Source organism: Pelobacter propionicus DSM 2379, from assembly GCF_000015045.1.
GTDB classification, from domain to species: Bacteria; Desulfobacterota; Desulfuromonadia; order Geobacterales; family Pseudopelobacteraceae; genus Pseudopelobacter; species Pseudopelobacter propionicus.
In genome coordinates this window covers 2,148,448-2,160,844 of sequence record NC_008609.1, presented here as the reverse complement: position 1 = coordinate 2,160,844, position 12,397 = coordinate 2,148,448, and the positions used below count along the sequence as shown (strand labels likewise).

General features: G+C 60.8%; 11 protein-coding genes. All 11 read left to right on the top strand.

What is annotated here, in order from left to right; all coding sequences use genetic code 11:
* The first annotated feature begins 130 nt into the window (after positions 1 to 130).
* The 11 genes from guaB to PPRO_RS09930 all read left to right on the top strand — a co-directional run bounded on the left by guaB (position 131) and on the right by PPRO_RS09930 (position 12,383).
* Complete coding sequence (guaB, locus tag PPRO_RS09980) at positions 131 to 1,600, top strand: IMP dehydrogenase (RefSeq protein ID WP_011735885.1); 1,470 nt, start codon at positions 131 to 133, stop codon at positions 1,598 to 1,600.
* A 3-nt stretch (positions 1,601 to 1,603) separates the two neighbouring features.
* Positions 1,604 to 3,166 (top strand): glutamine-hydrolyzing GMP synthase, encoded by a 1,563-nt coding sequence (gene guaA / locus PPRO_RS09975; RefSeq protein WP_011735884.1) that lies wholly within the window; start codon positions 1,604 to 1,606, stop codon positions 3,164 to 3,166.
* Between the two features lie 121 nt (positions 3,167 to 3,287).
* Positions 3,288 to 3,785 carry a chemotaxis protein CheX gene (locus PPRO_RS09970; RefSeq protein WP_011735883.1) on the top strand — a complete coding sequence of 166 codons (498 nt, stop codon included), beginning with the start codon at positions 3,288 to 3,290 and terminating at the stop codon, positions 3,783 to 3,785.
* A gap of 21 nt (positions 3,786 to 3,806) precedes the next feature.
* Positions 3,807 to 4,487 carry a YkgJ family cysteine cluster protein gene (locus tag PPRO_RS09965; RefSeq protein WP_011735882.1) on the top strand — a complete coding sequence of 227 codons (681 nt, stop codon included), beginning with the start codon at positions 3,807 to 3,809 and terminating at the stop codon, positions 4,485 to 4,487.
* Positions 4,488 to 4,615: 128 nt separating this feature from the next.
* Entirely contained in the window at positions 4,616 to 5,584 is a 969-nt protein-coding gene (locus tag PPRO_RS09960; RefSeq protein WP_011735881.1) for a polyprenyl synthetase family protein, read from the top strand.
* Between the two features lie 28 nt (positions 5,585 to 5,612).
* Complete coding sequence (locus PPRO_RS09955; RefSeq protein WP_011735880.1) at positions 5,613 to 6,143, top strand: TlpA family protein disulfide reductase; 531 nt, start codon at positions 5,613 to 5,615, stop codon at positions 6,141 to 6,143.
* Between the two features lie 20 nt (positions 6,144 to 6,163).
* Positions 6,164 to 6,892, top strand: coding sequence for a cytochrome c biogenesis CcdA family protein (locus PPRO_RS09950; protein ID WP_041532721.1), 729 nt, complete (start codon positions 6,164 to 6,166; stop codon positions 6,890 to 6,892).
* Positions 6,893 to 7,312: a VOC family protein gene (locus PPRO_RS09945; protein ID WP_011735878.1), complete on the top strand. Its 420-nt coding sequence runs from the start codon at positions 6,893 to 6,895 to the stop codon at positions 7,310 to 7,312.
* An 84-nt stretch (positions 7,313 to 7,396) separates the two neighbouring features.
* A complete protein-coding gene (locus tag PPRO_RS19520) occupies positions 7,397 to 9,358 on the top strand; it encodes a PAS domain S-box protein (protein WP_011735877.1) in 1,962 nt (653 codons plus the stop codon).
* Positions 9,355 to 10,776 carry a sigma-54-dependent transcriptional regulator gene (locus PPRO_RS09935; protein WP_011735876.1) on the top strand — a complete coding sequence of 474 codons (1,422 nt, stop codon included), beginning with the start codon at positions 9,355 to 9,357 and terminating at the stop codon, positions 10,774 to 10,776. The genes PPRO_RS19520 and PPRO_RS09935 overlap by 4 nt, the downstream gene beginning before the upstream one ends.
* Before the next feature lie 443 nt (positions 10,777 to 11,219).
* Positions 11,220 to 12,383, top strand: coding sequence for an iron-containing alcohol dehydrogenase (locus PPRO_RS09930; RefSeq protein WP_011735875.1), 1,164 nt, complete (start codon positions 11,220 to 11,222; stop codon positions 12,381 to 12,383).
* Positions 12,384 to 12,397: the final 14 nt, after the last annotated feature.

Below are 12,397 nucleotides of genomic sequence, written 5' to 3'. Positions count from 1 at the left end.
CGTTTTTCAACTGATTGATTTAAAACGATATTATTTTTTGGGGTGGGCGCTGCTGCGACAACTTTTACCTTGACTTGCCCGGTTCGCCGTACTAACTTCTGTAAAATTTTCTTGCGCCAGGAGCTGATCCATGTCCCTCGACAAACTGACCGAAGGTCTCACCTTTGACGATGTCCTCCTTATTCCAGCCCACTCTCTGGTTCTCCCCCGCGATGCCAATCTCTCCACGCGGCTCTCCCGTAACATCCAGCTGAACATCCCCCTGGTCAGCGCGGCCATGGACACGGTCACCGAGTCGCGCACCGCCATCTGCATGGCGAGGGAAGGAGGGCTGGGCATCATCCACAAGAACAGCACCATCGCCCAGCAGGCCTTCGAGGTTGACAAGGTCAAGAAGAGTGAATCGGGCATGATCGTGGACCCGATCACCATGCGCCCCAACCAGAAGATCAGCGAGGCGCTGGAGATAATGTCGCGCTACCGCATCTCCGGCGTTCCGATCACCAAGCCCAACGGCAAGCTGGTGGGCATCCTGACCAACCGGGACCTGCGCTTCGAGACCGATTACGATCTGCCGATCTCTGCCCGCATGACCAAGCGCAACCTGGTGACGGTAGCGGTGGGGACGACCCTGGAGCAGGCCAAGGAGCACCTCAAGCACACCCGGGTGGAGAAGCTGTTGGTGGTGGACAACGATCGTTTCCTCAAGGGGCTGATCACCATCAAGGATATCGAGAAAGTCAAGAAGTACCCCAATTCCTGCAAGGACAGCCTGGGGCGCCTGCGTGTGGGCGCCGCGGTGGGCCCCACCGATGACATGGAAGCGCGCATGGATGCGCTGCTCAAGGCCGGGGCCGACGTGATCGTCATCGACACGGCCCACGGCCATTCCCAGGGGGTGATCGAGGCCATCATGCGTGCCAAGTCCACCTTCCCCGGCGTGGAGATCATCGCCGGCAACATCGCCACCGCCGAGGCGGCCGAGGCGCTGATCAAGGCCGGCGCCGACGGCATCAAGGTCGGCATCGGGCCCGGCTCCATCTGTACGACCCGCATGGTGGCCGGCGTGGGCGTGCCGCAGATCACCGCCATCATGGACTGCTCCCGCGTTGCCCACAAGCATGGGGTACCGGTCATCGCCGACGGCGGCATCAAGTACTCCGGCGACCTGCCCAAGGCGATCACCGCCGGCGCCGACTGCGTCATGATCGGATCGCTCTTTGCCGGCACCGAGGAATCGCCGGGCGATACGGTGCTTTACCAGGGGCGCACCTACAAGAGCTACCGCGGCATGGGCTCCATCGGCGCCATGCAGGACGGCAGCAAGGATCGCTACTTCCAGTCCGACGTGGGGGACGATGTCAAGCTGGTTCCCGAGGGGATCGAGGGGATGGTGCCGCAGCGCGGACCGCTCTCGGCCAACATCCACCAGCTCTTGGGGGGGCTCCGCTCCGGCATGGGCTACACCGGTTGCGCCAGCATCGACGAGCTGCAACGGAAGGCGCGCTTCATACGCATCACCGGCGCCGGCCTCAAGGAATCCCACGTGCATGACGTCACCATCACCAAGGAAGCGCCCAACTACAGGGTGGGAAACTGACCCATGAAAACTGACATCCACAGCCAGAAGATCCTGATCCTCGATTTCGGCTCCCAGTACACCCAGCTGATCGCCCGGCGGGTGCGCGAGGCCCACGTGTTCTGCGAACTGCACCCCTTTGACATGGAGATGGCGGCCATCCGCGCCTTCAATCCCTCGGGCATCATCCTGTCCGGCGGCCCCAAATCGGTCTACGAGCCGGGAGCGCCGGCAGTTGCCGAGGAGCTGTTCGAGCTGGGAGTTCCGGTGCTGGGGATCTGCTACGGCATGCAGCTCATGAGCCGCCACTTCGGCGGAGAAGTGGTGCCTGCCGGCAAGCGCGAGTTCGGCCACGCCGAGTTGCTTTGTTCCGGCCAGCCCGGCCAGCTGTTCGACGGCTTCTTCGTGGGGGGGGCGAGCCCGGTCTGGATGAGTCATGGCGACCACGTCTCCCGCGTGCCGGACGGATTCCAGGTGGTGGCCTACACGGAGAACGCCCCGGTCTGCGCCATCCAGGATGTGAGCCGCAACCTGTACGGGGTGCAGTTCCATCCCGAGGTCAACCACACCCCCCGCGGCGACCAGCTGATCGACACCTTTGTGCGTGCCATCTGCGGCTGCACCGGTCACTGGACACCCGGCCAGATCATCGAGGATGCCGTTACCCGCATCCAAGAACAGGTGGGCAGCGAACGGGTGATCCTGGGGCTTTCCGGCGGGGTGGACTCGTCGGTGGCTGCCGCATTGATCCATCGGGCCATTGGCGACCAGCTGACCTGCGTCTTCGTGGACAACGGCCTGCTGCGCCTGGAGGAGGGTGACCAGGTGATGCGCACCTTTGCCGAAAACCTGGGGGTCAAGGTGATCCGGGTCAACGCCGAGGAGCGTTTCCTAAGCGCCCTGGCCGGGGAGAGCGATCCGGAGAAAAAGCGCAAGATCATCGGCAGCCTGTTCGTGGAGATCTTCGACGAGGAGTCCAACCGCATCGAGGACGCCCGCTGGCTGGCCCAGGGGACCATCTACCCGGACGTTATCGAGTCGGCCGGGGCCAAGACCGGCAAGGCCCACAACATCAAGAGCCACCACAACGTGGGCGGGCTTCCGGAGTACATGAAGCTCAAGCTCCTGGAACCGCTGCGCGAACTGTTCAAGGACGAGGTGCGCGCCATCGGCGAGGAGCTGGGGCTCCCCCATCAGATGGTCTGGCGCCACCCTTTCCCCGGGCCGGGACTGGCCGTGCGCATCCTGGGAGAGGTGAAGAAGGAGTACGCCGACATCCTTCGCAGGGCGGATGCCATCTTCATCGAGGAGCTCTACTCCTCCGACCATTACCACAAGATCAGCCAGGCTTTTGCCGTGTTCCTGCCGGTGAAGAGCGTGGGGGTCATGGGCGACGGCCGCACCTACGAGTATGTGGTGGCCCTGCGGGCGGTGGAAACCAAAGACTTCATGACCGCCAGCTGGTACCCGCTCCCCTACGAAGACATGGCCCGCATCAGTGCTAGGATCATCAACGAGGTCAAGGGGGTCAACCGGGTGGTGTACGACATCTCCAGCAAGCCGCCCGCCACCATCGAGTGGGAGTGATTCAGGGCGTATCCAGCGCCATTGGGCTGACTGTATCTATGAATGGCGCCGCGGATCTGTGAAAAACGCGCCGTACGCTAGAATTGGCGGATCATGTATCACACACAAGGAGGGCATCGGTTTGGCATCCATTACCTTTGAAGAAATCATGTTCACGGTCATGTCGGCTACCCAGGACACGTTCAAGAGCTACATGAACATCGACCTGCTGGCCGGCAAGGTGGAGAGGCGCGTCGACCCGGTTGATTCCGATGTCACCGGTATCGTCGGCATAGCCGGTGACCGGGTCGGCTACATCATCATCGCCACGGACAAGAAGTCGGCCCAGATCGTGGCCAAGGAACTCCTGATGGTTGACGAGGCGGAAGACGAGTGTATCCGCGATGCCGTGGGAGAGTTGGCCAACAACATTGCCGGTGCCTTCAAGACCAAGTATCACGAGCAGTACGGCAGTGTCGCCCTGGGGCTCCCCCTGGTGATCTCGGGACAGCTGCGCGCCATCTCGGAACCACCCGAGGAAAACGAGGTAACCAGCATCAACGTCCAATGCAAGGGGGTCACCATCCCCTTCAGGAACGCCGAAGGCACCATAGATCTGAAGATCATGGTCTACATGTAAGCGGAAGGGCGGTGAATCGGCGTGGATGATCTGCTGGAACGATACGGGATCCTGCTGCGGGAGGTTGACAGCTGGTTCGCCGCCTGCCTGGACAGGCACGGCGACCTGATCGCCTGCAACAGGGGCTGTTCCTCCTGCTGCCGTGGCCTGTTCGACATCACCCTGCTGGATGCCCTCTATCTGCGACAAGGCTTCGACCTTTTGCCGGACAGGGTGAAGCTCGACATCCGCCGCAAGGCGCTCTCCCGCCTCCACGGCATCGAAGAGCGCTGGCCCCGGTTCAGTGAACCCTGGCTGCTCAACCCGATCCCCGAGGAAGAGTGGGACGGCATCATGCCCGAAGATGACGAGACCCCCTGCGTGCTGCTCTCCGAGCAGGGGGTCTGCCTGGTCTACGAGCACCGTCCCATGACCTGCCGCCTGAACGGAATCCCCCTGATCGACAGCTCGGGTGAGGAACTCTTCGACGACTGGTGCACGATGAATTTCATCGACCAAGACCCCCGCAGCCTGCCGGACCTGCGCCACCCCTTCAAGGAACTGTTTGCCCAAGAGCTGCTGCTGTTCCGGGAAATGACCACCAGGATCCTGGGAACAGCGCATAACGAGATCGACACCCTGATTCCTGCCGCGCTCTGCATGGATGCTGAAATGATCGCCCATCTCTGCCAAGGGGAGCACAGGGGCCGTACGACACGCTGATTTTGTCCTCCCATACCGGTACGATAGGCCGCCTCCCCGCTGACGGCGCTGTAACTGCCAGAAATACTTTGACAAAACCGTTTTGATTCCAGTACTATGACGAATCTTTTTCCCACAAGGACGACCGGATGCAAGCTGCACTGAATATCATCGGCGACGATTTGAAGCGAGTCGAACAGCAATTCCGCACGGACCTGGAGTCCGATGTTCCCCTGATCCGCAAGGTTGGCGAGTACGTGCTCTCCAGCGGCGGCAAACGCGTCAGGCCGGCACTGCTGCTTTTGGCTGCTCGCCTGTGCGACTACCAGGGAGACAAGGCCGTTCCCCTGGCCAGCGTCATAGAGTTCATCCACACCGCCACCCTGCTCCACGACGACGTTGTGGACAGCGCCACCCTGCGGCGCGGCCTGGCCTCGGCCAACACCCTCTGGGGCAATGAAGCCTCCGTGCTGGTGGGCGACTTCCTCTTCTCCAAATCCTTCTCCCTGATGGTTGCGGTCGGCAGCTTGGATATCCTCAAGGTGCTCTCCGACGCGACCACGGTGATCGCCGAGGGCGAGGTCATGCAGCTGCTCTGCACCGGCGAACTGGAGCTGACCGAGGAGCGCTACATCGATGTGGTACGCTCCAAGACCGCCATTCTCATGTCCGCGGCCTGCGAGGCCGGGGCGATTCTGGGGGGAGCGGCGCCGGAGCGGCGCCAGGCACTCTCCGATTTCGGCATGAATCTGGGCATCGCTTTCCAGCTCATGGACGACACGCTGGACTACATCGCCACCGAAGAGGAGTTCGGCAAGAGCATCGGCCACGACCTGGAGGAGGGGAAGATCACCATGCCCCTGATCCATGTCCTGCGTCACTGCACTCCCTCGGAGCGCGACCAGATCGCGACAGTTGTTGAAAAGGACGAGATGACCCTGGACGAATTCCGCCAGGTGTCGGGGCTGGTGCAGCGCTACGGCGGCATCGACTATACCGTGGATGCCGCGCGGCGCTACATCCAGGGCTGCGCTGACTCGTTGAGCCTGTTCGCTTCCGGCCCGGTGGCGGATGCGCTGCTGGATCTGGCCGGGTATGTGGTTACCCGCAGCAAGTGAGAAACCCGGTTCGCCACGGGGAGGGTGCATGAAGAAACGTCTCTGTCTGCTGGCGCTGGCAATCCTGGCCGCGCTGACCATGGCCTGCCAGCGGAACGAACAGGGGATCGAAGGAGCTGCTTTCACGGCCGCCGAAAACAGGCCCGCCCCGGAGATCGTTGTCAGCGACTTAAACGGCGGCAGCCTGCGGCTCTCCCAGCTGAAGGGGAAGGTGGTGCTGCTTAACTTCTGGGCCACCTGGTGCCCCCCCTGCCGGGAAGAGATCCCCTCCATGATGAGGCTCAACGCCTCCATGGCCGGCAAGCCGTTCCAGATGGTTGCCGTCTCCCTGGACGAGGGGGGCAAAACGGCCATAGAGGAGTTCTTTCGCGCTCACGGCTTTCTGCTGCCGGCCTACACCGACGCCCAGGGCAAGGCTGCCAGCGTCTACGGCGTCAGCGGCGTTCCGGAGACCTTTGTCATCGACAAAAGCGGCATCGTCGTCAAAAAGATCATCGGTCCCCTTGCCTGGGATGCTCCCGATACAATTGCCTTTCTTGAGGACCTGATGAAGAAGTAGGGGGGTGTGCGCTGACCATGATCCATACCCAGGACGTAACCTATGCCGGCGCGTTCGTCGCCGGCCTGCTCTCCTTTCTCTCCCCCTGCGTCCTGCCACTGATTCCCTCGTACATCACCTACATCACCGGACTCTCCTTCGCCGATCTCCAGGAGCAGCATCCCTCGCACCTGGTGCGCAGAAAAACCTTTCTTCACTCCATCTGCTTCATCATAGGCTTTACCGCGGTATTCGTCCTCCTGGGCGCCTCGGCCACCATGATCGGTTCCCTGCTGCAGCAGCATGCCGCCGCCATCCGGAAGATCGGCGGCCTGCTGATCTTCCTTTTCGGTGCCCATGTCACCGGTCTGGTGCCGCTCAGGCTGCTGCTGGGGGAGAAACGCATCAGCGTGCGCAACAAGCCCGCAGGCTACGCGGGGAGCTTCCTGGTCGGCCTGGTGTTCGCCGCCGGCTGGACCCCCTGCATCGGCCCGATCCTGGCATCCATCCTGATGGTTGCGGCCAACGAGGCGAGGGTTGCCCAGGGGATCATCCTGCTCTTGCTCTACTCCCTGGGGCTGGGCATCCCGTTTCTGCTCTCTTCCCTGGCGCTGCACCAGTTCCTCTCCCTCTTCAACCGCTTCAAGCGTTTCATCCGTCTGTTTGAAATCATAACCGGAGTCTTTCTCATGCTGATCGGAATCCTGCTCTTCTCCAACTGGCTCTCGCGCCTGTCCGGCTATGCCTCATACCTGTTCGGGGGGGTGTAGATGAACGTGCATCGCTCCCGTCATTCCATCCAGTTCTCCGTGGCTGACCTGGCGGTAACCGAGGCGTTCTACGCCGGAATCCTGGAACTCCCGGTGCAGCGCTCCTTCACCACCCCCGGCGCGCCGGATCACCTCATGCTGGACATGGGGGAGATCACCGTCATCTTCGTGGACGAGAGCGACGTTATCAGGGCCCATCCGGTGCTGGAGCAGCGCCTGGGCATGTTCCCCCGCGGCATCGGTGCGACCCTGCATTTCAGTGTCAAGGATATCGAGGGAATCAACGACGCCATCCTGGAGGAGGATCTGGAGATCCTCTACCCCCTGGAACTCAAGCCGTACGGCGTCAAGGAACTCTGGTGCTTCGACCCGGACGGGTACCTGATCGTGCTGGACGAACCGGTCGCCTTACGGCCATAGGCGCTGGGTAGTACCCCTGTATGGTTCCGTCTTGCGCGGATTAGGGTAGAACACTGCTTCAATCCCCAATGAGGAGGATATGGCGTGGATGCTTCACGGAACAGTGGCTGCTCATCGCCGAAACAGCTGATGCACAGCATCCTGCAGGCGATTCCCGACCTGATCTCCGTGGTCGATACTGATTTCAAGATCGTCTACAGCAACTGGAGGGGAGGGCATGAGTATGCCGCTCCCAACCGGCGCAAGCAGAACAGGCACTGCTATGAGGTCTATTATCCCGATCTGAACGGCCGCTGCGACCCCTGCCATCTGGTGCAGGTATTCGAAACCGGCATGAGCATCGTCGCCGAGAAATTCAATCCCAGGGTCGGCTATCTGGAGATTCACGCCTTCCCCATTTTCGATGCATCCGGCACTGTGGTCATGGCCGGCGAATACCTGCGCAACATATCCGACCGCAAGCATGCCGAAGACGCCCTTCGCGGGGCAAACCAGATGCTGGAAGCGCTGGTCAACGCATCGCCGCCTGCCATACTCACCCTGGACCTGGACCTGAACCTGACTCTCTGGAACCCGGCTGCCGAGCGGATGTTTGGCTGGAAGATAGACGAGGTGCTCGGCAAATCCTATCCCATCGTCTCCATCGAACTGATGGAGGAACTCAAGGAGAATATCCGCCGCCTGAACCGGGGGGAGGAGCGTCAATCCATGGAGACGAGGCGGCTGCACCGGGATGGCCATTTCATCGACGTCAGCCTGTCAACGGCCCCCATGCTGAACAGCGAGGGGGGCACCATCGGGTACGTGGCGATCATGGCCGATATCAGCGAGCGCAAGCAGGCGCAGCAGGCGCTCAGGGAATCCGAGGCCAATTACCGCGCCATTTTCGATGCGGCCAATGACGCCACCTTCGTGTTCGACGTGGAAACCGGCGCCATGCTGGATGTCAACCTGAAGATGTGCCAGATGTACGGCTACCTGCGCGAGGAGGTTTTGCTGCTCAACGTGGAACAGTTGAGCGCCGGATTCCCCCCCTATACTTTCCAGGATTTGATGAAACTGATCTGGAAGACCAAGAGAGACCAGTCCCACCTGTTCGAATGGCTGGCCAAGGACAGGTCCGGACGCCTCTTCTGGGTCGAGGTGAACATGAAAGGAGCCGTGATCGGGGGGGAGTACAAGGTCCTGGCGGTGGTGCGTGACATATCGGCGCGAAAGGCCGCCGAAGAGGAGAACAGGATCATGCAGGAGCGCCTCCTCCAGGCCAACAAGATGGCGGCGATCGGCACCCTGGCCTCGGGAATCGCCCACGAGATCAACAATCCCAACAACTATATCCTCTCCAATGCCCAGTTCCTGAGCGACATTTGGCCCGAGATCAACCGGGTTCTCACCCGCTACGCCGAGGAGAACGGCGAATTCTTCCTGGGCAAGCTGGGCTACGGCGAGGCGGCGGCCATGATCCCCAAAATGCTCACCGGTCTTACGGAAGGGGCCTACCGTATCAAGGGGATCGTCACCGGTCTGAAGGATTTCGCGCGTCAGGAAAAGACCCGTCTCGACAAGCCGGTGGACATCAACAAGGTCATCGAGGCGGCGCTCTCCATGCTGCACAACAAGATCAAGCAGCACACCGACAATTTCAGCTGCAGCCTGGACAAGGCGCTTCCGCCGGTCAGGGGGCGTTTCCGCCAGCTGGAACAGGTGATTGTCAACCTGACCATGAACGCCCTTGAGTCGCTTCCCTCCCGGGACCGGGCGGTTTCCATCCAGACCTCCTATTCCCAGTACCTGGAACAGATCACCATCAGGGTCGAGGATCAGGGGATCGGCATGACCGAGGAGGTGCAGAAGGCCATTTTCGATCCCTTTTTCACCACCAAGCTGGACCGGGGCGGAACCGGCCTGGGGCTTTCCATCAACTTCACCATTGTCAAAGAGCACAACGGCATCATCGAGTGCGATTCCAGTCCGGGGAAGGGCACCGTGTTTTATGTCAGAATACCGGCCCTGCGTTTCGAACCTGAGGAGAACGGGTTACCATGACCGACGGCGCCACCTTCACCATCCTGATCGTGGATGACGAGCAGCACATCCTGTTTTCTTCCGAATCCCTGCTCCGTTTTGCCGGTTTCAGGGAGATACGCACCCTGGATGACAGCCGACGGGTACTGTCGCTGCTGGAAAAGGAGACGATCGACCTGATCGTCCTGGACCTGTTCATGCCGTATGTGTCCGGCAGGGAGCTGCTGACCCTGCTCAGCCGCGATTATCCCCACATTCCGGTGATTGTCATGACCGCGGCCGACGAGGTCGATATTGCCGTCGACTGCATGAAGGGGGGTGCCTTCGACTACCTGGTGAAGCCGGTGGAGAATGCCCGCCTGGTCTCCTGTGTGAAGAGGGCGCTGGAGATCAGCAGTCTGAAGAACCAAGTGTCCCAACTGCGAGAGCACCTGCTCAGTAACCGCATCGAGAATCCCGGCGCCTTTTCCGCCCTGGTCTCGGTTAGTCCAAAGATGTCGGCCATCTTCCAGTACTGCGAGGTCATCGCCAGATCGCGGCAGCCGGTGATCATCAACGGCGAGACCGGCACCGGCAAGGAGCTGATCGCCAAGGCGATCCACACGGCAAGTGGGCTCAAGGGGAAATTCGTGCCGGTCAACGCTGCCGGTCTGGACGACAACATGTTTTCCGACACCCTCTTCGGCCACAAGAAGGGGGCCTTTACCGGCGCGGACCAGGCCCGGGCCGGCCTGATAGCCCAGGCCTCGGGCGGGACCCTGTTTCTGGACGAGATCGGTGACCTGCACGAGGTATCCCAGGTCAAGCTCCTGCGCCTGCTCCAGGAACAGGAGTACTACCAGGTCGGTTCCGACATGCCGCTGGTCAGCGATGCCCGCGTCATCGTGGCAACCAACAGGGATCTCCGGGAACTGACCGCGACGGGGAAGTTCCGCAACGACCTCTACTTCAGGCTCTGCACCCATCAGGTTCAACTTCCCCCCCTGCGGAAGCGTGCGGAGGATATTTCGGTGCTTTTGAACCATTTTCTGGAGGAGTCGGCACAGGAGCTGAAAAAGAAGAAGCCGTCCTACCCCCCGGAACTGGTCACCCTCCTCTCCCTGTATGATTTTCCCGGCAACGTGCGCGAGATGAAGGCGCTCATCTTCGACGCCGTGGCCCGCCACGGCAGCGGCGTCCTCTCCCTGGAGCGCTTCAGGGAGCACATTGGAATCCGCTCTGCACCGCCGGCCTCCGCTTCCCTTCCGGTAAAGGGTGTGGTGGACGGGTTGCGGCAGGCGCTGGACAGGCTTCCCACGGTGCGCGAGGTGGAGGAGTACCTGGTGGACGAAGCCATGAAGCTTGCCAACGGCAATCAGGGGATTGCCGCCTCACTGCTGGGATTCACCCGCCAGACCCTGAACAAGCGCCTGCGCAAGAACAGGGAAAACCTCCCCTGAACCCACCGGTCATATCCCCGTTGCATCATCTCGGTTCTCTGCGCCTGCCATGGCCGGGGGGGATGAAACTTTTTTTACACCTGTCACCATTGACGACACCGTCGCCCATTCCACTCCTGGCCCGCTTTCCTCTCCGCTCGAGCCGTTTTGTCCTCCCATCCTGTAAGTTTTTTTTCACCCCTCTCTGTTTTATGTGACGACAACTCGTTTTAACTGACTGTTTTGCCTGACAATTTATTTATGCCCTGCGGCATGATCTCTGCAATCCATGGGCGTCACCTTTGGCGTGCCACTCCGTACGACCAGCCAGGCCGCATCACATTTGTGAAGGAAAGGGGGGATGGGTTCCTTTGAATGTACGTGCTGTCAGCGGTGGGAAATGAGCCGTGAGCGTGGCGCGACAATCCGGATAACGAACCATACCGACGAGGAGGAAACAGACCATGGCATTGGCTGAACAGGTATACAACTTTTATATCCCCGCAATAACGAAGATGGGTATCGGCGCTGTAAAGGAACTGGGACCTTGCGCTCAGTTTCTCAAGGGTACCAAAGCGCTGCTCGTTACCGATAAGGGCATGGCGGATCTTGGCGTTGCCGATCGGATGAAACAACTGCTCGAGGTTGACGGTGTCCAGTGTGTCATTTTCAGTGGTGCGGAACCAAACCCCACCGATCTGAACGTGCGGGCCGGGATCAAGGTGTATCGCGAAAACAACTGTGACATGCTCGTGAGCCTTGGTGGGGGCAGTTCCCATGACTGCGCCAAAGGGATCGGAATTGTTGCCACAAATGACGGTGATATCCGTGATTTCGCCGGAGTTGATACCTTCAAGAATGCGCTGCCCCCCTTTATTGCCATCAACACCACCGCCGGCACCGCCAGTGAGATGACATCGTTTGCCGTCATTACCAACAGCGATATTCATGTGAAGATGATCTTTGCCAGCCCCAGGATTACCGCCACCATCGCAATCAACGATCCGGCCCTGATGGTCGGCCTCCCTGCGCCATTGACCGCCTCAACCGGCATGGACGCACTCACCCATGCGGTGGAGGCGTATGTGGCGGCTCTCGCGAACCCGGTCACCGATGCCTGCGCCATTGCGGCCATCAAGCTTATCGCGGAATATCTTCCCCAGGCCGTTGCCAACGGCAGCAACCTTGAGGCCCGGGACAAGATGGCGTACGCCGAATATCTGGCAGGCATGGCATTCAGCAACGCCGGCATCGGCATCGTTCATGCCATGGCGCATCAGCCGGGCGCCCTGCTCAACAAGCCCCACGGCGTCTGCAACGCTATCCTGCTCCCCCACGGTTGCAGTTTCAACCTGATCGCCTGTCCCCAGCGCTACGCCGATATCGCCCAGGCCATGGGGGTGGACACCACCGGACTGATGCCCATGGAGGCTGCCGAGAGGGGCGTGGAAGCCATCCGCAAACTCTCCGCCGCGGTGGGTATCCCCGCCGGTCTCTCGGAAATCGGTGTCAAGACGAGCGACATTCCCACACTGGCCGAAAACGCCATCAAGGACATCTGCTGTCTCTTCAATCCCCGCACCATAAAGCTGGACGACCTGACCAGGCTGTACACCGAGGCGATGTAAGGCGCGCGTCAGGT